Raw genomic sequence first — 18552 nt, forward strand, 5'->3', positions numbered from 1 at the left:
CCGCGGTTAATGCGCCGTCAAGCGCAGCGGCCTGTGCGGTCACGTCCGCATCATAGGCCGCTTGCGAGCATGCGCGCCATGCCAGTCGCTCCCGATCCACGTCGCCCCCATTCCGAAACTTTCCTGACGCCAAGCATCCCGCCCGCCTTGCGGCTGCGCGAGGACGCATGGGATCTGGTCGCCGCAGATGGCCCGGTCATCACGACTGCGATCCACGACGGTCACTTGCTGCGTCCCGCATTGCGCGAGCGTGTCGCGCTCGACGAGGACACGCGCTGGCGCGAGGAGGATCCGCTGACCAGCCTGCTGGGTCAGATCGGCGACGTGCGCCTGCGTGTGCGCACGTCGCGCTTCGAAGTCGACCTCAACCGCCCGCGTGACCAGGCCATCTACGCCACGCCCGAAGCGGCCTGGGGGCTGCAGGTGTGGGCCTCGCCGTTGACCGAGGCCGAACGCGCGGCCTCGCTGGCGCTCTACGACCGCTTCTACGCGATGGTGGGCGAGCTGATCGATCGCACGGTCGATCGCTGGGGCTGCGCCCTGTTGATCGACATCCACAGCTACAACCATCGCCGCGATGGCCCGCACGCCGATCCGGCGCAGCAGGCGGACAACCCCGACATCGAACTGGGCGTCACCACGCTCGACGATGCGCGCTGGGGCGGCACCGCGCGACGCTTCGCCAACGTGCTGCGCCGGCATCCGGTGCGCGGTGTACTGCCCGACGTGCGCTGCAATGTGCGATTCCCGACCGGCGGCCACTTCCCAGAATGGGTCTATGCGCACTGGGGCGATCGCGTCTGCACGATCTCGCCCGAGTACAAGAAGATCTTCATGGACGAATGGCGTGGCCAGGTCGACATTCCCGCGCTCTACGCCCTGCGCGACGGGCTGCAGCAGGCCGTGGAGGCGGTCCGGCCGGAGTTCCTGGCGTGAGCGCCGAGAGCGTCGCGATGGCCCGTCCGCAGGCGCGCGCCCTGCCCCCGGTCGCCGCGCAGATCGACGACGCGCTGGCGCGCATGGACGCGCAACTGGACTGGCTGATCGCGCTGTCGCCGCTCGACGGCGAAGCCTTGTGGCGCCAGTTCGACGCCACCGGACGAATGGTCGAGCCACAACTGCGTTACGCCGACCTGGAGACCGACCTCGAGGCGGCCCGCCACCAGCTCGATGCGCTGCCGATCGGCGACGTCGCGCCTTCGGCGCTGCAGGCGCTGCTGGCCGAAAAGCAGCGCGAGCTCAGCCGCATGATCGACCTGGTCCAGGCGCGCGACCGACCGGACTTCATCGCGGCCAGCATCGCGCTGTTCGGCGATGTCGAACCCGACCTGCTGGACCTGGCCCGGCGCATTCTCACCGACGTCCCGGCAGGCGAGCCGCTGGTCGCCGATGCCGGCATCGACGAGGTTCGCGCAGCGGTCGAGGCGGAGATCGACTGGTATCGCGCGCAAGCGCCGGACTTCCACATCGATGTCGTGGTCGATACCGACATCAGCTCGATGCTGATGGTGTCCCACGGCACGTTCTACATCGACGGCAACATCCGGCTGCCTCACGCCCGCGTCGATCCGCTGATCCAGCATGAGATCGGCACCCACGTGGTGACCCGTCACAACGGCCAGCAGCAGGCGCTGCGCCAGTTGCAGGTGGGGCTGGCGCAATACGATCCGACCCAGGAAGGGCTGGGGGTGCTGGCTGAGTATCTGGCCGGCTATCTACCCGGCGAGCGCCTGCGCGTGCTCGCTGCACGCGTCGTCGCCGCGGCCATGGCCGCCAACGGCGAGGGCCTGCCGGCGATCTTCGACCGGCTGCACACCCACCATGCCCTGCCGACCGACGATGCCTTCGATGTCGCGCTGCGTGCGCGCCGTGGCGGCGGGCTGACCAAGGATGCGGTCTACCTGCGCGGCGTGCGCGACCTGTTGGCCTACCTCGCCGCCGACGGCACGTTCGATGCGCTGTTCCTGGGCAAGTTCGCCCTCTCGCAACTCGACCTGCTCCAGACCCTGATCGAGGACGGCTGGGTCGTGCCACCCGCACTGCTGCCCCGCTACGCCGCGGCCGACGACTTTTCCACCCGCCTCGACGCGTGCCGTCGCACGCCGGTCGAATGCCTCCACCAGACCCACCGCCCCCCGGAACCCACACCATGAGCGCCAGCGAGCACACCCCGATGCGATTGGGCTTCGTCGTCAACGATGTCGACACCGAGCAGGACAACTACACGACCATTCGTCTCGCCCGGCAGGCGGTCCATCGCGGCCATCAGGTCGCCCTGATCGGCCTGGGCGACTTCACCTACGACGCTGGCGGCACCATTCGCGCCTGCGCCCGCATTCCGCGCCTGGACCGCTACGAGGACGACCGCGCGCTGCTTGCCGACCTCCAGGGGCCCGAGCGCCAGACCGAACGGATCTCGGTGCAGGACCTGGACGTGCTGATGTTGCGCAGCGACCCGGCCGAGGAACTGGTCGAACGCCCCTGGGCGCCTGGCAGCGCACTGCTGTTCGCGCAGTTGGTCGCACTGCACGATGTGCTGGTCGTCAACGATCCCACGCATCTGACCGACGCGTCCAACAAGACCTACTTCCAGCATTTTCCAGAGGATGTGCGTCCGGTCACCTGCATCAGCCGCGACGCCGAGGAGATCAAGGCCTTCCTGACCGCACATGAGGGCTGTGGCGTGATCAAGCCGCTGCAGGGATCGGGCGGCCAGGGCGTGTTCGTCGTCGATGGCAACGGCGCCGGCAACCTGAATCAGATGATCGACGCGGTGACCCGAGACGGCTACGCGATCGCGCAGGCATATCTGCCTGCCGCCAAGAACGGCGACCTGCGGCTGTTGATGCTCAACGGCCGGCCGCTGCAAGTCGACGGGACCTACGCCTGCATCCGGCGCTACAACGACAGTGGCGATGCGCGCAGCAACATCAGCGCCGGGGGCAAGTACGAAATGGCGGTGCCCGATGCCGATGCGCTGCGCCTGGCAGAACTGGTGGCGCCGAAACTGATCCGCGACGGCATGTACTTCGTCGGGCTGGACATCGTCGGCGACAAGTTGATGGAGGTGAACGTCGACACGCCGGGCGGCATCAACATGGTCGAAGAACTGACCGGCCTGGACTTCAGTGGCGCGATCGTCGATGACCTGGAGCGCAAGCTGCGCCTGCGACGCCATTACGGCCGGACGCTCGGCAACGCCGAACTGGCCATGCTCTGACCCGCGCGCCGCACGGTCGCAGGGCCGTGCGGCACTTCCCAATGATGCAACCGCCAGTCATTCCGGCGCCGGGCCTGCGGGCACCGGCGCGTCGTTGTGTCCCCGCACGATCCGGACCGGCACCGACTTCGCGGCCGGCACATGGCTGTCGATCGCGTGGTGGGCGACCGGGATCAGCGGATTGCATTCGGGGTAATAGGCCGCGATGCAGCCAGCCGGAATCAGATACGGCACCACGCGCAGGCCACCGACCTCGCGGCGCACGCCATCGTCGACATCGGTGGCCAGCGCGATTTCCTCGCCCTCTTCGATGCCGAGCGCGCGGATGTCGTCGGCATTCATCAGCACGACGCGGCGCGTGCCCTCGATCCCACGGAACCGGTCGCGATACCCATAGACGGTGGTGTTGAACTGGTCGTTGCTGCGGATCGTCAGCAGCCGGTAGCGACCTGGGCGATCCTCGAAGCCGGTCGCCGACAGCACGTCGGGCACGTGGAACTCGGCCTTGCCGCTTTCTGTCTGCCAGCGCCGCTCGCGCGCGGCGACCGGACGCGGGAAACCGCCGGGCACATGCAGCCGCGCATTGAAGTCGCGGAACTGCTCGGGATAGGTCGCCTCGATCGCGTCGCGGACCTTGGCATAGTCGTCCACCCAGGCCTGCCAGGGCACCTGCGATTGACCGGCGACCGTCGCAAGCGCGATGCCCGCGACGATGGCAGGCTCCGAGCGCAGCTGCGCACTGGCCGGACGGCTGGTCCCGAACGAGCCGTGGATGCACGTGGTGCTGTCCTCGACGGTGACCCGCTGCGGGCCGGTCGCCTGCACATCTTCCTCGAGCCTGCCCAGGCACGGCAGCAGCAACGCGGTGCGGCCGCACAGCAAATGGCTGCGGTTGAGCTTGGTGGCCACCTGCACCGTCAGCGCCATGCCGCCCCAGCGCGCCTCCAGCGGCCCGGTCTCGGGTGCGGCGCGCGCGAAGTTGCCGCCCAGCCCGATGAAGGCATGGACCGAGCCGTCGAGAATGCCCTCGACGGTCGAGACCGTATCGCGCCCCTTCTTGCGCGGCGCCTCGAATCCGTACTGTGCTTGAAGGCGATCGAGTGGGACCAGTTCGGGCTTTTCGGAAATGCCGACGGTGCGCTGGCCCTGGACGTTCGAATGCCCGCGGACTGGACAGATGCCGGCGCCCGGGCGGCCGACATTGCCGCGCATCAGCGCCAGGTTGCACAGCATGCGGACGTTGTCGACGCCGTGGCGATGCTGGGTCAGGCCCATGCCATAGACCAGGATCGTGGCCTTGGCCCGGGCGTAGACGCCGGCGACGGCTTCCATGTCGGCGCGCGACAGACCCGATTCGCGCTCCAGGTCCGCCCAGTCGCTGGCGCGCAGCGACGCGGCGAATGCATCGAAGCCGTGCGTATGCTCGGCGATGAACGCCAGGTCGAGCACGCGCGGTTCGTTGGCGGCCACGGCCGCATCATCGAGCGCCAACAAGGCCTTGGCGATGCCCTGCAGCACCGACAGATCGCTGCCGGCGCGCACCTGGAAGTAGGCATTGCTGATGCGCGTCGACTGCCCGGTCGCCATCGCCAGCGGCTCCTGCGGATTGGTGAACCGCTCCCAGCCGCGTTCGTACAGCGGATTGAAGGTGATGATCTCCGCGCCGCGTCGGCTGGCGTCCTGCAGCGGGTGCAGCATGCGCGGGCTGTTGACGCCGACGTTCTGGCCGAACGACAGGATGCAGTCGCAGTGTTCGAAGTCCTCCAGCAGCACCGTGCCCACCGGCACGCCGATGCTCCTGGGCAGTCCAACGGACGTGCTCTCGTGGCACATGTTGGAGCTGTCGGGCAGGTTGTTGTTGCCGTACACGCGCGCCAGCAGGCCGTACATGTACGAGGCCTCCAGCGATGCGCGGCCGGACGCGTAGAACACCACGCGCTCGCGCTCGAGCGCCCGCAGTTCACGACCGATCAGCGCGAACGCGTCCTCCCACGAAATCGGCACGTAGCGATCGCGCTGCGCGTCGTAGCGCATCGGCTCGACCAGTCGGCCCTGGGCTTCGAGATCGTAGTCGGCCCATTGCCGCAGCTCCGACAGCGGGTGGGCCTCGAAGAACGCGGCGTCGGCGCGCGATTCGTCCAGTTCCCACATCGTCGCCTTGGCGCCGTTCTCGCAGAACTCGAAGGCGTGGGGTTCGGCAGGTTTGGGCCACGAACAGCTGACGCAGGCGAACCCGTCGACCTTGTTCTGCCGTGCCAGTTGGCGCGCACCTTCGACGCTGGGCGCGTCGTGGCCCAGGCCGTGTCGGGCGAGGGACTGCACCGAACCCCAGCCGCCCGCGGGGCCGTCGTAGCGACCGATTCGAATCTGTGCCATCGTCCGTCCCTCGAGCGAATGACATCGGACGCTAGCGCGTCGGCGCTCACGCATACGTGAAACGGACAGCACGTGAGCAGGACAGACAGCGACTCAGTCGGCCAGTTCCCAGAAGGCCCGTACCAGGGGCTCGGCGTCGTCCCAGGCGATGCTCTCGTCGCGTCGAAGCCGCAGCCAGCCGGCTTCCAGCTGAGCGACGCACTCTTCCCAAGACACCGTCCCCAGATACTCGCGCGCCATCTGTCCGTAGATGCGGCACAGCTCGACATCATCCGTTCTCATGCGACGCTCCTGTCGTTGCCCGTTCCTAGCGCACCATCCAAGGTTGCCCACGTGACGTTGCAGCGCCGTTTTCACGCCGTCTGTGCGGTACCGAACGTATTCAGCAGAGCGTATGCGCGGTTTCGCACATACGACACCCCATTCAGCAACGAGAATTCATCGTTGAATGAACGAGCCGGATCCAAGTACACCGCATGAACAGGAATGCGCCCTGGGCGCCTCTCAATGGACTGCTTCAGGACCTGCCACCGGAAGTCTGCGATCGCCTGGGCAAGGATCTGCAACTGGTCGACTTGCCGGTCGGCAAGGTCCTGCATGAGGCAGGCGCGTCCCGCTCCACGCTGTATTTCCCTCGCGAAGGCATCGTCTCGGTCCTGTACGCGCTGGAGAACGGAGACACCAGCGAAGTCGCGATGATCGGCAACGAAGGCGTCGTCGGCGCCGGCCTGCTGGCTGGCGCGCGCAGCATTCCGCTGCGTGCGGTGGTGCAGGTCGGCGGCGAAGCGCTCGCGCTGCGGGCCGACGCCGCGCAACGCGAGTTCCAGCTGGGCGGCGCGTTCCAGGCCATCGTCCTGCGATATGCGCAGGCCCTGCTGACGCAGACGGCGATGACCGGGGTCTGCAATCGCCACCATACGGTGGACCGGCAACTGTCGCGCTGGCTGTTGCTGGTCAACGACCGCATCGGCACGACCGAGATCAAGATGACCCAGGAACAGATCGCCCACCTGCTGGGCGTGCGCCGTGAGGGCGTGACCGAAGCGGCGCGCCGGCTGCAGGAGGAAGGCTGCATCCGCTACAGCCGCGGGCTGATCCAGGTTGTCGAGTCGGCCTCGCTGCTCGAACGCGCCTGCGAATGCTACGAGGTCATCCGCAGCGAGTACGACCGCCTGTTGCGCGACCCCCTCGAACCCGAACGCTGACGCCCGCCCTCACCCGGCCTTGGCCCAGCGTTGCGGCATCATGCGGCCTCCCGACCGGAGGTTTTCGATGAGCCAGACGCCGCCGCGCATCCATATCGAGCGCACCGAGATCGATGCGCTCGAACGCAACATCCGCCTGCTCGACGATGAAGCCATCGTAAAGGTGACCCTCGCCGACGGCACGCAGATCGAAGGCGTGGTGTCGGCGCGCCCGACACTGGAAATCTTCCGCACGGCAGACGGCGACGAAGGCCACAACGCCCGGCTGCGGCTCGACGACCTGGAAGATCCCACGGTGCCGCACTTCGTCTGGGTCGGCGATATCGTCGCGATCGAACAGATCGGCAGCGCCTGATCGCGCAGGCGCCCGGCGCGCCGGGCAGCCGCCCGCTGCTGCGGGGGCTCGCCCGCGCGCTTCCCCAGATAGAGCAACGTAAGACGAGGACGTGGCAGGACCACGCGATGGGGCGCCGCACTCCAACGCGCACGCAGGTGCCTGCCGACGCTTGCCACGCGTGCGGCCGTGGCGCCGACACCCTTCGCCAACACGAGGCCGCAGCCCCGTCGGTCGGGGGCTGCGGGCGATTATGGTGTCTCGCCGGGCGGCCGCGGTGGCGGCATCGAGGCCGGTCTGGCGCAGCCGCGATGTGGACCGTCGCCGTCGAGCGTCAGCAACGCCGTCAGCGGGAACCGTGCCCCGGACATGTCGTCCTCGCAGCGCATACGACGCACGATCAGGACGACATCGCCTGCCTCGTCCCGGGCCTCGATACGTCGGCCATCCGCTGTCATCGACGACGACGCCCGCACGAACCGGCGTGCCGGTGCCTCGACCCCGGTGACCACGACTGTATCGCCCTCGACCCGCGCCTGCCAGAACGGCTCGTTCGTCGACACGACGACATCGTCGTTGATCGCCGCGCCCTGTGCGGGGGCGCCTTCGGCAGCCGCTGCGGAGGCGTCGGGACGCGTGGCAGTGTCGCCACTGGGCTGGCAGGCGGCCAGCGACGCCGCGCACAGCGCGAGGACACAGGCGAAGACACGATGGATGGGCATGGCGGGCCTCGTCGGATGACCGTCCATGGTGCCGGTCAGGATGTTCGCATTCGGTCACGATGGTCTGGCGAACCTGCGCACCTGACATTGACGTGCACCGGTCCACGATGGCAGCCCGTCACGCCGGGCGCCCCGGCGGCTGCCAACCACGCACGAGGACTCGCCATGCGCCATGCCGCCCTGCCCGCCGCCTTGATCGGATTGGTCCTTGCGGCCTGCTCGAACGACCGCGTCGAACAGACGCACGCCAATCCCGCCTCGCCACCCCCTGCCCCCGCGGCGATCGAGGCACCGCCGCCCACCGGCTCGCTCGCCGCCCGCGAGGCGGAGGGCACGCCATCGTCGACGGTCAGCTATCACTGCGGCGAGCGCAGCTACACCGTCGCCTACGAGGACGACGGCGACACCGCGCTGATGCAAGTGGACGGGCGCACGCTGACCTTGCGCACGACGCCGGCCGCCAGCGGAGCCCGCTATGCGGACGACGCGGGCAATGTGCTGTGGACCAAGGGCTCGGACGAAGCCGACATCACCGTGGACGGTATGCCGTCGCAGATCTGCCGGGCGTCTGAGGACATCGACGGCTGACCGACCTTCCACGCGGTCTTCACACCCGCCGCCCGGGGGACGGGTAGCCTGCGAAACGCGCCTCCCCCCATGTCCGTCCCAGGTGTCCACACGCAAGGAGACGACCATGCGCCACGCTTCACCCTTGATCATCGCAGTCCTGGGTTTCGCCATCGCCGGCTGCTCGCCAGCGCAGGCACCGGCCGACGACACCGTGCCGCCGCCCTCGCCCGACGCGACGACACCGCCGGATCCCGAAACGCCGTCCACCGACGCTGCGCCCATCGCGCGCGTCGTGCATTACGACTGCGAAGGCACGCCGGTGGATGCGACCTTCGATGGGCAAGGCCAGGCAAGCGTGGCGATCGATGGCACGCACGTCGTGTTGCGGACCCAGAGCGATCCGGCCATGCAGGGCGCCCGCTACGCCGACGACCAAGGCAATGTGCTGTGGACCCGCGGGGCGAACGACGCGATCCTGCTGCGGAGCGACCATCCCGACCGGGTGTGCACCGGGACGCCCGGCACCCCCTGACGTGCGGGGCCCGCGCCGCCGGCGCTGTCGGCGGCGCGCGATGGCCCGGACGGACGGCGCGACTTAGACGATGCGGCGGCCGCGAACGAGCACGGTGTGATCGTCAAGCCCCGGATCGCGATCCACCGGCGGCACGTTGACGCCGATGCGAGCGACTGTGCGCACTGCGTCGGACGTGGGACCGGCGGCCTGCGCAACGCACGCCGCGAATGCGGTCGCCAGCAGGGCCAGCAACGCACGGCAGCGCCCCTTATGGGTCGGGCGTGGCGTGCATCGCGACATTGAGCTGGTCGATGACCACGATCCAGTCCGCATCCTCGAGCCGCTCCTCACGCAGCAACTGCGCCTGCGCAGGCGTCCAGAACGGCGCTTCCTCCAGCCGCACGTCGTCGGGCAGCGGCGCATGCCGGGCGATGAACGCGCGGATCGACACGTCGTCATCGGGCAGCCCGAGTTGGGCGAACAGTTCGGAGAAGGGGTGCACGGTCGATTCCACGGAAATCCTCGGTCTGACAAGCGGTGGCGCCCACCCTATCGGCGCGCGCGTCAAGGTGGCTTGAGTGTCGAACGGGCCCATTCGTATCGGCCCGCCAAAAAAAACCGCCGGCAAGCCGGCGGTCGTGGCACTGCGAGCGACCGCGTCGTCAACTCGTGACTTTCTTGGCGACCGTCAGGCCCAGCACGAACAGCACGACGGCAATGATGATCGCCGCCCAGAACAGGAACTTGGCAATGCCCATCGAGGCGCCGGCGACACCGCTGAACCCGAGGGCACCGGCAATCAGGCCGATGACGGCGAAAATGATGGCCCACTTGATCATGTCGTTCTCCATACGTCGGTAGTTGCACGACGTGGCATTCGTCGCGTCGGCGAACCGCAGTCTGTGACCGGGGGGGGTGCGGCTGGCGTGAACGCGCCCCGCCGCGCGGCGGTCGCGCCGCCCGGCGGCTCAGGGCCATCGACACCTGCACAGACGCCATGGATCAGCCCTTCGAGCGTGTTGTCGATGCGGGGCAGGTCCCTCCAGGCATCGGCGTTCGTCGCCAGCGACAGCCCAACGAACGCGAACAGCAGAGCGGCGCCGCGCACCGGGATGGCGACACCAGCGACATCAACCGGCATTCCTGAACCGCCCGGCCAGGCGCCGACGGCCCCACAGACGCGCGGTGTTATGCTAGGCACCGGGCTCTTGCCCATCCGTGCGTCCCGCGCGACCGCCCTGGCCGCCGCCTCGCTTCCCCCACGTGTGACCGCCCGCTCCGGGCGACGCTCCCCAGGAAGCGTGATGAACCGCCGCGTCTCCACCTCGTTTACGTCTCACCCGATCCGCCGCCCGGATTCGGGCCGATGACCGCGCCCGACATCGACTGCGCGCGCTGCGACGCGGTCTGCTGCCGGCTGACGGTGGTCCTGCAGAGCGACGACGACGTGCCCGCCCGGTTCATCGATGTCACCGATGCCGGGCTGCAGGTCATGGCCCGCGACGAGGAAGGCTGGTGCGTGGCGATCGATCCGGCGCGGATGTGCTGTTCGATCTACGACACCCGACCGGAGATCTGCCGGCGTTTCGAGATGGCCGGTCCCTACTGCCGCTCGGTCCGCGACGACTACGAAGACCGCGGACGACGCGGTATCCCCCTGGCGATGTACTGAAGGAGCGTTCGATGTCCCGTACCAAGAAGACAGCGGCCCCGGCCGCAGCGACTACCCCGACGACCGCGTCGAGCACCGGCCACCTGTTCGCCGGCCCGCGCAAGCCCGGCGATCGCGGCGCGAGCGTGACCAGCGATCGAATCGCGGCGGACCTGGCGCGTTTCCGCGCAGCGGGCGGCCGGATCGAAGTGCTGGGTGTCACGCGAACGCTGATGCGTGTCGATGCCGAGGCGCCGAAGGTCGCCGCCAGCGTGCCGAAGAAGGCCCGCGGCAGCTGAGGCCTGCACCCGGCCGCGATGCCGGCCGTGCGAGCCTGCGGCCGATTTCACCGTGGAGGCCGCCATGTCCCTGACCCCGCCCGTGCTGCCGCTCGACCCAGCACCACTGCGCGACCGCGTGGTCGCGATCACCGGCGGCGCGCAAGGCATCGGCCGCGGCATCGCCCAGGCCGTGCTCGGCGCCGGCGGACGCGTGGCGATCGGCGACCTGGACCGGGACGCCGGCGCGGCCTGTCTGGCGGAGTGGGATGTCGGCGATCGGGCCTGGTTCTTCCCGCTCGATGTCGCCCGCGAGGCGTCGGTGCGCAGCTTCTTCGCCAAGGCCTGCACGCGCCTGGGCGGCCTCGACGGGCTGATTAACAACGCCGGGCCCGCCGATCCCCACGTCGACGATCTCGCGACGCTGCCGTTGTCGCAATGGCGCCGGTTCATCGATGCCCATCTGACCGGCGCCTTCCTGTGCTGCAAGTACGCGTTGCCCGCGCTGCGCGAGCGACACGGCGCGATCGTCACGATCGCATCCAGTCGTGTGCTCCAGTCCGAGCCGCATACCGAACCCTACGCCGCTGCCAAGGGCGGCCTGGTGGCGTTGACCCATGCAATGGCGATCAGCGAGGGACCGCGCGTCCGCGCCAATGCGATCGGCCCGGGCTGGATCGCAACCGAGGCCTGGCGTCGGCCGGCATCGCGCCGCCGTCCGGCGCTGTCCAGGCGCGACCACGCGCAGCACCCGGCAGGGCGTGTCGGCACACCCGAGGACATTGCCGCGCTCGCGGTCTATCTGCTCTCGCCTGCATCGGGCTTTGTGACCGGTCAACACATCGTCGTCGACGGGGGCATGACCCGAAAGATGCAGTACGCCTGAGCACGACGACGCCGACGTCACGCGGCGCCCTGGCGGCTGAACCAGAACGCGGGGACCGGGCGGGTTTCATGCGCGGTTGGCCGGTTGGCTGCGAGCATCGCCCCATCATCCCTGTGGAGATCGTCATGAACACGTTGCGCACGTTCGCCTGCCTCGGCCTGTTCTCGCTGGCCGCCGCAGGAACTGCCCATGCCCAGCACTACGGCCCGCAGGACGAAGGGCGCCGTTTCAACGACGGCAGCCGCGTGGTCTGCAAGGATGTGGAAGTCCAGCGCAACAGCTCCGATCCCAATCGCATCGGCGGCACGGCGGCGGGCGCGGTCATCGGTGGGCTGATCGGTAACCAGATCGGGGGCGGCAACGGTCGCAAGCTTGCGACCGTGGGTGGCGCCGTGGCTGGCGGCGCGATCGGCCGCAATGTCCAGGGCAATCGCCAGGAGACCCGCGGCGACCGTATCGTCGAGACACGCTGCGATCGCGTCTATCGCTGAATTCCAAAGCAGCTTACGCGCCGGCATCCCACGGGCTGCCGGCTTTTTTTTGTGCCTGAAACGATCCTTTCCGTCCCCCGCGCTACCGCGGCGCGCTGGTGACGCCACACTTTCCCGGTCGCCGCATCGCGGCCTGTCTCTCTCGCAACCAGGAAAGCCCAGCATGTCCAGCAATCCGTTTCTCGACGCCTCGCGCCGCCGCCGCACCCAGTACAGCCTCGGTCGGACGCTGCCGATCTCGCAGCAGGCGACGACCGAACTGATCCAGGAGGCCGTGCGCCTGAGCCCGTCGTCGTTCAACTCGCAAAGCTCGCGGGCGGTGATCCTGTTCGGTGATCAGAGCCAGACGTTCTGGAACATCGTCAAGGATGCGCTGCGCGCGATCGTGCCGGCCGACGGCTTCGCCGCCACCGAAGCAAAGATCGACAGCTTCGCCGCCGGTGCCGGCACCGTGCTGTTCTACGAAGACCAGGACGTGGTCCGCAGCCTGCAGCAGCAGTTCCCGCTGTATGCGGACAACTTCCCGGTCTGGTCCGAGCACGCGAGCGCGATCGCACAGTTCTCGGTCTGGAGCGCGCTCGCCAACGCCGGCATCGGCGCCAGCCTGCAGCATTACAACCCCCTGCCCGACGCCGCCGCGGCTGCGCAGTGGTCGCTGCCGGCAAGCTGGACATTGCGCGCTCAGATGCCGTTCGGCTCCAACGAGGCCCCGTTCGGCGACAAGGACTTCATCGACGACGCGCTGCGCTTCCGCGTGCACGGCTGAGCCCCCGCGCCGCGGCGCCGTGCGACGGCGCCGCGGCCGGCCGGTGCAACGCCCGGGTATCGACCATCGTCCCAGGGCGTCGCGTCGCCCATTCGGGGTATCTTCGGCGGCTTTTCCGTGTTCCGGAGCCGCCCGCATGTTCCAGCGCGCCACGCGCCTGTCCGTCCGCCTGGTCGAACGCTATCTGCCCGACGCCTACGTCTTTGTGCTGATCTTCACCGCGATCGCCGCCGGCGCCGCGCTCGCGATCGAACGCACACCGCCCCTGGACCTCGTGCGCCATTGGGGCAACGGCTTCTGGGAGCTTCTGGGCTTTTCGATGCAGATGTTGCTGGTGCTGGTGACCGGCTTCATCCTCGCGCGCACGCCGCCTGTCGCGCGCACGCTCACCGCGCTGGCCTCGCGCTGCCGCACGCCGCGCAATGCGATCGTCGTGGTCACGCTGGTGGCCCTGGTGGCCAACTGGATCAACTGGGGCTTCGGTCTGGTCATCGGCGCGCTGTTCGCGCGCGAGGTCGCCCGCCATGTGCGCGTGGATTACCGCCTGCTCGTCGCCAGTGCCTACTCCGGCTTCCTCGTCTGGCACGGCGGCCTCTCGGGTTCGATCCCGCTGACGATCGCCACCGAGGGCCATTTCCTGCAGGACACAATGGGATTGATCCCGACCAGTGAGACGATCTTCGCGCCGTTCAACCTGACGATCGTCGCCCTGCTGGCGATCGCGGTGCCACTGATCAACCGTGCAATGACGCCCGGCGACGACGAGGCGGTGCTCTTTTCGCCGCCCGACGATCCCGCGCCGCCGGCGCTGGCACACGACGCCACCCCGGCCATGCGCCTCGAGCACGGCTGGATCCTGTCGCTGGCGATCGGTGCCGCCGGTCTGGTCTACCTGGTCGACCACTTCGCCTCCGGTGGCGGCCTGAATCTCAACATCGTCAACTACGGTTTCCTGATGCTGGGCATCGTGCTGCATCGCACGCCCGCCCGGCTGCTCGCCGCGCTGCAGGAAGCGATCAAGGGCGGCGCCGGCATCGTGGTGCAGTTCCCGTTCTACGCCGGGATCATGGCGATCCTGGTCGGATCGGGGCTGGCGACCACACTGTCGGAGTGGTTCGTCTCGTTCGCGAGCGCGTCCACGCTGCCGCTGTGGACGTTCCTGTCGGCCGGGCTGATCAACATGTTCGTGCCGTCCGGCGGTGGCCAATGGGCGGTGCAGGCGCCGGTGATGGTGCCCGCCGCGCAGGCGCTCGACGCCGACCTTGCGCGCGTGGCGATGGCGGTCGCCTGGGGCGATGCGTGGACGAGCATGCTGCAGCCGTTCTTCGCGTTGCCGCTGCTGGCGATCGCGGGACTCAAGATCAAGGACATCATGGGCTACTGCCTGATGCTGCTGCTGGCATCGGGCGTGATCATCGGCGCGGTGCTGCTGCTCGCCTGAGCGGCGTGCGTAGAATCCAAGATCCCTGCTTCCGACGGAGCCGCCCGTGACCGCATCCTGCCGCATCGTGCCCCTGGCCCTTGCCCTGACCGCGGTGCTGACTGTCACCGCGTGCGGCACAACGCCGACGGCCTCGGTAGCGGACACAGCGCAGCCGACCAGCGCTGCGCGCACGGACAACTCGGTGTCGACGTTCTTCGAGCGGTTCTCCGACGACTGGATGCGCCGACAGCCGTCGGCCGCGACCGCCAGCCGCTACTTCGACCCAGCCTTGCAACGGCAACTGGATCGCGAACTCACGCCGCAGACACCGGCCTTCCGTGCGCAGACGATCGCGCTCGCAGAGCGCGGCCTGGCCGAGCTCGCCCGCTTCGACGCGGCGGCGATGTCCGACACCGAGCGCGTGTCGGCCGAACTCATGGCCTGGCAACTGCGCAGCCTGGTGGAGGGCGAGCGCTACGGCGACTACGCCTATCCGCTACAGCAGTTCAGCGGCGCCAACGTCAGCCTGCCGAACCTGATGACGGTGGTGCATCCGGTCGGCGATGCCGGCGACGCCGACAACTACCTCGCGCGGCTGGGCCTGTTCGAGACTCGGATGGACGAGGCCACTGCGCAGGCGCGCGCGCTGGCCGCACGCGGTATTCTGCCGCCGCGCTTCATCCTCGAGGCGACGATCGCGCAGATGCGCCAGTTCATCGCCGCGCCCCCGCAGCGCAATCCACTGGTCGCGACGTTCGACGAACGGTTGCAGGGCGTCGATGCGCTCGGTGCCGCTGCGCGCCGGTCGCGGGTGGATGCGGCGACGCGCGTGGTGCGCGACGGCGTGTATCCGGCTTGGTCGCGCGCGATCGCCGAACTCCAGTCTCAGTTGCCGCGCGCGACCGACGACGCTGGCCTGTGGCGCTTCCCCGACGGCGAGCAGGCCTACGCCTATCAGCTGCGCCGCTTCACCTCGACCGACCTGGACGCGCAGCGGATCCACCAGATCGGGCTGCGCGAAGTCGCGCGCATCGAGGGCGAGATGGACGCGGTCCTGCGCGCACTTAGCCGCAGTGAGGGCAGCGTCGAAACGCGGCTGGCGCAATTGCGTCGCGATCTCGCGTACCCCGACGACGTCGCCGGGCGCGCGGCGATCATGGCCGACATCGAGACGATGATGCGCGATGCCGAGCGCCGGAGCGATGCGCTGTTCGACATCCGCCCGCGCTCGGCGGTGATCGCCCGGCCCTATCCCGAGTACCGCTGGGCCAGCGCGGCCGCCAGCTACACCGCGCCGCCGCTCGATGGCTCGCGTCCAGGGGTCTATCAGATGCCGCTGCGGCCCGAGCGGCTCACGCGCTTTGGGCTGCGCACGCTCGTCTACCACGAGACCGTACCGGGCCATCACTTCCAGGTCGCGCTATCGGTCGAGAACGCCGCGCTGCCGAAGTTCCGCCAGACCCGCGCGCTGGGCGGCATCTCGGCCTTCAGCGAAGGCTGGGCGCTGTACGCCGAACGCCTGGCGGCCGAGGAAGGCTGGTACGCGGACGACCCGGAAGGCCGGCTCGGGCAGCTCGACGCCGAGCTGTTCCGCGCCCGACGTCTGGTCGTCGACACCGGACTGCACGCGATGCGCTGGACCCGGCAACAGGCGATCGACTACGGCATCCCGCCGTCGGAGGTCGACCGCTACGTGGTCATGCCCGGACAGGCAACCTCGTACATGATCGGCCAGTTGGAGATCGTCCGGCTGCGCGACAAAGCGCGCACCGCGCTCGGCGACCGTTTCGATCCGCGCGCATTCCACAACCGCGTGCTGCTGACAGGCGTCGTGCCACTCGACCTGCTCGAGCGCGAAGTCGACGCCTATATCGCCGATGCCACGCGTTCGGACATGCCCAGTGAAGCCGGCACATCCGCTCCCGCCGCATGACTGCGTTAGACTCGCAACATCGTTCGACAGGAGGTTACGATACGTTGCGTGTCATCCTTTTTGCACCGACGCTGGCATGTACGGATCTCGCCAGCCGCTCTGATCGGCCTGGCTTGTTCTACGGCTACAATAGACATGCGATTGGCTTCTGCCGTGCGGCGGCGGCTAGCCTATGAGTCGCCGACGCTGGGCGCTGCTCGCTGCAGCGACGGTGGCAATCGTCGGACTCATCTTGCACTCGGTGCCGCGTCGCATGGCCCCGTCTGTCGCCCCGGCTAGTTCAACGCCAGCATATGCCATATCGACACGGGGCCCAGCACCGTCGGCGGCCCAGCACGTGCCCGACGGTCCCTTCGATGTCATGCGCCCGCAGTTGGAGGCGGCCGCGCGCGCGGGCGATGCCGACGCGGCGTTCCGGATCGGGATGGTGCTGGCTTACTGTCTGGACTATACGCCGACTGCCCACAATCGATTGACTGGGATGATTGCTGAAGCCATTGCCACGATGGGCTCAAGCATCACCATTGATGGCCGGCCGCTCAGCGATGCACGCAACATCGACCTGACACTGTTCATCCAGGAGCAAGCGCGCCGCCACTGTTCCGACACCGACAGTGTTCGCGCGAATCCACCGGATATGGACGCATTCCATTTCGTCCGGCTTGCGGCCGTGCGGGGGCATCCCGGCGCGATGGCGCTGTATCCCGATCTCGCGTTCCGAGAGTTCGCCTCGCTGAACGCACTCATCGACAACGCCGACGAAGTCGAGCAGCGCCGCAACCAAGCGCGTGACCTGCTGGCGACAGCGGTGCGCATGGGCGAGCCTGACGCACTGCTGGCGTCGTCGCGTGCCTACGGCAGCGACGGCTGGCTCCCCCCAGACCCCGAGCGTGCGCTGGCATTCTGGTTGGCATACGCGCAGACCCCTGCGTTTCAAGAGATTCCCGAAACGCTGGCGACCGAGCGCCTGGCCAAACTCGAAGACGCCACCACGCTGGCGCAGCGTGCTCGCGCGGCCGAGCAGGCCGCCCAGATCCTGCACAGCTTCCAAGGACGGTGAACCGATGCACTCGCTCTTCAAGTGCGCGTCGGCGGCCTGCATCGGGCTTGCCCTGACGGCGTGTGCCCCCCCGCAATCCCCCGTATCGCAGCATGACTCGCCGAAGAAAGACATCGCGCGCATCCGGGAGGCGGTAACCGCGCAGCCCTCCACCGCCTTGACCTCCTCCCCGACCCTGGACGGCGCTGCAGCCGACGCACTGGAGGTCTGGCGCATCCCGATCGCCGAGGTCGTCGCCAGGTACGCCGGCCCGGCTGACGCAGGCGATGTAAAAGCTGCTTATATCGTCGGCGCGCGGGTCGGGAGTTGCCACCGCACCCTGCGCGAGTACACACCGCAGGCGACCCTGGCGGATTACCGGCGGGGAATTGACCACATCGATGACGACCACCCGAACAGTGAAGTCATCCGGGACAACGTCGAGCGCCAACTGGTCGCGAGCAGCGACCGCTTCAACGAATGCCGCGCAATTCCAAGCGATATTCTCGCCAAAGCCGTCCCCTGGCTGGAGCAGGCGGCGGCAGCGGGACATATCGGTGCGCGGCACGCCTACCCCGACGTGGCGATGCGTGAATTCGATAGCCGCGAAGGCATCATCCGCAACCCGCTTGAGGCGCGGCGTAGGCGGACACTAGCCCGCACGTATCTTGAGGAAGCGGTCCAAGCCGGCAATCGCGAGGCGCTGCAGCGCTACGCTCGGGCGCAGAACGGACGCGGCCCGCTCTACCCCGAGGACCGGCGCGCCGCACAGGTCTATGGCTACGTCGAAGCGCTGGCGATGCGACAGCCCCGCAGACTCGATCCTCGAACGGCCGCGATCCAGGCCCGGGTCGAAAGGCGACGGGTGGAACTGGGCGGCCGCTCGCAGCCGGACGCGTTCAGCACGCTGTTGCGCGACGGCCCGGTTCGCTATCCCACCGATGCATTCAGCGATTCGGAGTGGGAGGCGATCGCCGCAGAGGGCCGGCGGCTCTTCCACGCATCGTTCGAACTGCCGCCCTCGGAGCGCGATTAGCACGAAAGCTCCGATCGGCGTTCGCTGCAGCCGGCGTCGCAATCAACGATGTACCCGTCCTGGTATAGGTGGACACCTATGGCAGGAAAGGACACGAAAAAGCCGCCG

Annotated in this window: 22 protein-coding genes; 17 read left to right on the top strand and 5 right to left on the bottom strand. The window is 68.5% G+C overall.

The window, feature by feature from the left end:
* Positions 1–78: 78 nt before the first annotated feature.
* The 3 genes from ABE505_RS12275 to ABE505_RS12285 are packed head-to-tail and all read left to right on the top strand — an operon-like array spanning position 79 to position 3220.
* Positions 79–936 carry an N-formylglutamate amidohydrolase gene (locus ABE505_RS12275; protein ID WP_346445356.1) on the top strand — a complete coding sequence of 286 codons (858 nt, stop codon included), beginning with the start codon at positions 79–81 and terminating at the stop codon, positions 934–936.
* The gene (locus tag ABE505_RS12280) at positions 933–2153 is read left to right on the top strand and encodes a tyrosine/phenylalanine carboxypeptidase domain-containing protein (protein WP_346445355.1); all 1221 of its coding nucleotides are present in this window, start codon (positions 933–935) and stop codon (positions 2151–2153) included. Before ABE505_RS12275 ends, ABE505_RS12280 begins: the two co-directional genes overlap by 4 nt.
* Positions 2150–3220, top strand: a complete 1071-nt coding sequence (locus ABE505_RS12285) for a glutathione synthetase (RefSeq protein ID WP_346445354.1) — start codon at positions 2150–2152, stop codon at positions 3218–3220. Before ABE505_RS12280 ends, ABE505_RS12285 begins: the two co-directional genes overlap by 4 nt.
* A 57-nt stretch (positions 3221–3277) precedes the next feature.
* On the opposite strand, the gene ABE505_RS12290 is transcribed toward ABE505_RS12285, so the two are convergent.
* Both ABE505_RS12290 and ABE505_RS12295 read right to left on the bottom strand, forming a co-directional pair.
* Positions 3278–5596, bottom strand: coding sequence for an FdhF/YdeP family oxidoreductase (locus tag ABE505_RS12290; RefSeq protein WP_346445353.1), 2319 nt, complete (start codon positions 5594–5596; stop codon positions 3278–3280).
* A 93-nt stretch (positions 5597–5689) separates the two neighbouring features.
* Positions 5690–5878, bottom strand: coding sequence for a hypothetical protein (locus tag ABE505_RS12295; protein WP_346445352.1), 189 nt, complete (start codon positions 5876–5878; stop codon positions 5690–5692).
* 194 nt (positions 5879–6072) lie between these two features.
* Here ABE505_RS12295 and ABE505_RS12300 point away from each other — a divergent pair, with 194 nt between their 5' ends.
* Positions 6073–6801, top strand: coding sequence for a Crp/Fnr family transcriptional regulator (locus ABE505_RS12300; RefSeq protein ID WP_346445351.1), 729 nt, complete (start codon positions 6073–6075; stop codon positions 6799–6801).
* A 67-nt stretch (positions 6802–6868) separates the two neighbouring features.
* A complete protein-coding gene (locus ABE505_RS12305) occupies positions 6869–7156 on the top strand; it encodes a DUF3247 family protein (RefSeq protein WP_346445350.1) in 288 nt (95 codons plus the stop codon).
* A gap of 230 nt (positions 7157–7386) precedes the next feature.
* On the opposite strand, the gene ABE505_RS12310 is transcribed toward ABE505_RS12305, so the two are convergent.
* On the bottom strand, positions 7387–7857 hold the full coding sequence (locus tag ABE505_RS12310; protein WP_346445349.1) for a hypothetical protein: 471 nt from the start codon (positions 7855–7857) through the stop codon (positions 7387–7389).
* A gap of 165 nt (positions 7858–8022) precedes the next feature.
* On the opposite strand from ABE505_RS12310, the gene ABE505_RS12315 reads away from it, so the two are divergent.
* Both ABE505_RS12315 and ABE505_RS12320 read left to right on the top strand, forming a co-directional pair.
* On the top strand, positions 8023–8445 hold the full coding sequence (locus ABE505_RS12315; RefSeq protein WP_346445348.1) for an MliC family protein: 423 nt from the start codon (positions 8023–8025) through the stop codon (positions 8443–8445).
* Between the two features lie 106 nt (positions 8446–8551).
* Positions 8552–8959: an MliC family protein gene (locus tag ABE505_RS12320; RefSeq protein WP_346445347.1), complete on the top strand. Its 408-nt coding sequence runs from the start codon at positions 8552–8554 to the stop codon at positions 8957–8959.
* Between the two features lie 250 nt (positions 8960–9209).
* Here the strand turns inward: ABE505_RS12320 and ABE505_RS12325 are convergent, their stop codons facing one another.
* Together ABE505_RS12325 and ABE505_RS12330 are read right to left on the bottom strand one after the other, a co-directional pair.
* Complete coding sequence (locus ABE505_RS12325; RefSeq protein ID WP_346445346.1) at positions 9210–9455, bottom strand: DUF2789 domain-containing protein; 246 nt, start codon at positions 9453–9455, stop codon at positions 9210–9212.
* A gap of 148 nt (positions 9456–9603) precedes the next feature.
* Entirely contained in the window at positions 9604–9780 is a 177-nt protein-coding gene (locus ABE505_RS12330) for a DUF1328 domain-containing protein (protein ID WP_346445345.1), read from the bottom strand.
* Between the two features lie 158 nt (positions 9781–9938).
* Between ABE505_RS12330 and ABE505_RS12335 the strand changes: the two genes are divergently transcribed.
* The 10 genes from ABE505_RS12335 (at position 9939) to ABE505_RS12380 (ending at position 18444) form a co-directional block, all read left to right on the top strand.
* The gene (locus tag ABE505_RS12335) at positions 9939–10088 is read left to right on the top strand and encodes a hypothetical protein (RefSeq protein WP_346445344.1); all 150 of its coding nucleotides are present in this window, start codon (positions 9939–9941) and stop codon (positions 10086–10088) included.
* A 219-nt stretch (positions 10089–10307) separates the two neighbouring features.
* Complete coding sequence (locus ABE505_RS12340; RefSeq protein WP_346445343.1) at positions 10308–10613, top strand: YkgJ family cysteine cluster protein; 306 nt, start codon at positions 10308–10310, stop codon at positions 10611–10613.
* An 11-nt stretch (positions 10614–10624) separates the two neighbouring features.
* The gene (locus tag ABE505_RS12345; RefSeq protein WP_346445342.1) at positions 10625–10891 is read left to right on the top strand and encodes a hypothetical protein; all 267 of its coding nucleotides are present in this window, start codon (positions 10625–10627) and stop codon (positions 10889–10891) included.
* Positions 10892–10955: 64 nt separating this feature from the next.
* The gene (locus tag ABE505_RS12350; protein WP_346445341.1) at positions 10956–11756 is read left to right on the top strand and encodes an SDR family oxidoreductase; all 801 of its coding nucleotides are present in this window, start codon (positions 10956–10958) and stop codon (positions 11754–11756) included.
* 125 nt (positions 11757–11881) lie between these two features.
* The gene (locus tag ABE505_RS12355) at positions 11882–12247 is read left to right on the top strand and encodes a glycine zipper 2TM domain-containing protein (RefSeq protein WP_346445340.1); all 366 of its coding nucleotides are present in this window, start codon (positions 11882–11884) and stop codon (positions 12245–12247) included.
* Between the two features lie 163 nt (positions 12248–12410).
* On the top strand, positions 12411–13013 hold the full coding sequence (locus ABE505_RS12360; protein WP_346445339.1) for a nitroreductase family protein: 603 nt from the start codon (positions 12411–12413) through the stop codon (positions 13011–13013).
* 136 nt (positions 13014–13149) lie between these two features.
* Positions 13150–14454 carry a TIGR00366 family protein gene (locus ABE505_RS12365; protein WP_346445588.1) on the top strand — a complete coding sequence of 435 codons (1305 nt, stop codon included), beginning with the start codon at positions 13150–13152 and terminating at the stop codon, positions 14452–14454.
* Between the two features lie 46 nt (positions 14455–14500).
* A complete protein-coding gene (locus ABE505_RS12370; RefSeq protein ID WP_346445587.1) occupies positions 14501–16369 on the top strand; it encodes a DUF885 domain-containing protein in 1869 nt (622 codons plus the stop codon).
* Between the two features lie 361 nt (positions 16370–16730).
* Positions 16731–17429, top strand: a complete 699-nt coding sequence (locus tag ABE505_RS12375; protein WP_346445586.1) for a hypothetical protein — start codon at positions 16731–16733, stop codon at positions 17427–17429.
* Between the two features lie 4 nt (positions 17430–17433).
* Positions 17434–18444, top strand: a complete 1011-nt coding sequence (locus ABE505_RS12380; protein ID WP_346445585.1) for a hypothetical protein — start codon at positions 17434–17436, stop codon at positions 18442–18444.
* Positions 18445–18552: the final 108 nt, after the last annotated feature.

The organism is Luteimonas sp. TWI382, from assembly GCF_039674545.1.
In the GTDB taxonomy this organism is placed as follows: Bacteria; Pseudomonadota; Gammaproteobacteria; order Xanthomonadales; family Xanthomonadaceae; genus Luteimonas.

Excerpts from the sequence above, each read along its gene's own strand:
- ABE505_RS12365 (WP_346445588.1), top strand. The coding sequence starts at position 13,150 with ATGTTCCAGCGCGCCACGCGCCTGTCCGTCCGCCTGGTCGAACGCTAT.
- ABE505_RS12310 (WP_346445349.1), bottom strand. The coding sequence starts at position 7,857 with ATGCCCATCCATCGTGTCTTCGCCTGTGTCCTCGCGCTGTGCGCGGCG.
- ABE505_RS12320 (WP_346445347.1), top strand. The coding sequence starts at position 8,552 with ATGCGCCACGCTTCACCCTTGATCATCGCAGTCCTGGGTTTCGCCATC.
- ABE505_RS12290 (WP_346445353.1), bottom strand. The coding sequence starts at position 5,596 with ATGGCACAGATTCGAATCGGTCGCTACGACGGCCCCGCGGGCGGCTGG.
- ABE505_RS12285 (WP_346445354.1), top strand. The coding sequence starts at position 2,150 with ATGAGCGCCAGCGAGCACACCCCGATGCGATTGGGCTTCGTCGTCAAC.
- ABE505_RS12360 (WP_346445339.1), top strand. The coding sequence starts at position 12,411 with ATGTCCAGCAATCCGTTTCTCGACGCCTCGCGCCGCCGCCGCACCCAG.
- ABE505_RS12380 (WP_346445585.1), top strand. The coding sequence starts at position 17,434 with ATGCACTCGCTCTTCAAGTGCGCGTCGGCGGCCTGCATCGGGCTTGCC.
- ABE505_RS12330 (WP_346445345.1), bottom strand. The coding sequence starts at position 9,780 with ATGATCAAGTGGGCCATCATTTTCGCCGTCATCGGCCTGATTGCCGGT.
- ABE505_RS12340 (WP_346445343.1), top strand. The coding sequence starts at position 10,308 with ATGACCGCGCCCGACATCGACTGCGCGCGCTGCGACGCGGTCTGCTGC.
- ABE505_RS12355 (WP_346445340.1), top strand. The coding sequence starts at position 11,882 with ATGAACACGTTGCGCACGTTCGCCTGCCTCGGCCTGTTCTCGCTGGCC.
- ABE505_RS12295 (WP_346445352.1), bottom strand. The coding sequence starts at position 5,878 with ATGAGAACGGATGATGTCGAGCTGTGCCGCATCTACGGACAGATGGCG.
- ABE505_RS12375 (WP_346445586.1), top strand. The coding sequence starts at position 16,731 with ATGCGCCCGCAGTTGGAGGCGGCCGCGCGCGCGGGCGATGCCGACGCG.
- ABE505_RS12305 (WP_346445350.1), top strand. The coding sequence starts at position 6,869 with ATGAGCCAGACGCCGCCGCGCATCCATATCGAGCGCACCGAGATCGAT.
- ABE505_RS12335 (WP_346445344.1), top strand. The coding sequence starts at position 9,939 with ATGGATCAGCCCTTCGAGCGTGTTGTCGATGCGGGGCAGGTCCCTCCA.
- ABE505_RS12315 (WP_346445348.1), top strand. The coding sequence starts at position 8,023 with ATGCGCCATGCCGCCCTGCCCGCCGCCTTGATCGGATTGGTCCTTGCG.
- ABE505_RS12300 (WP_346445351.1), top strand. The coding sequence starts at position 6,073 with ATGAACAGGAATGCGCCCTGGGCGCCTCTCAATGGACTGCTTCAGGAC.
- ABE505_RS12350 (WP_346445341.1), top strand. The coding sequence starts at position 10,956 with ATGTCCCTGACCCCGCCCGTGCTGCCGCTCGACCCAGCACCACTGCGC.
- ABE505_RS12345 (WP_346445342.1), top strand. The coding sequence starts at position 10,625 with ATGTCCCGTACCAAGAAGACAGCGGCCCCGGCCGCAGCGACTACCCCG.
- ABE505_RS12275 (WP_346445356.1), top strand. The coding sequence starts at position 79 with ATGCCAGTCGCTCCCGATCCACGTCGCCCCCATTCCGAAACTTTCCTG.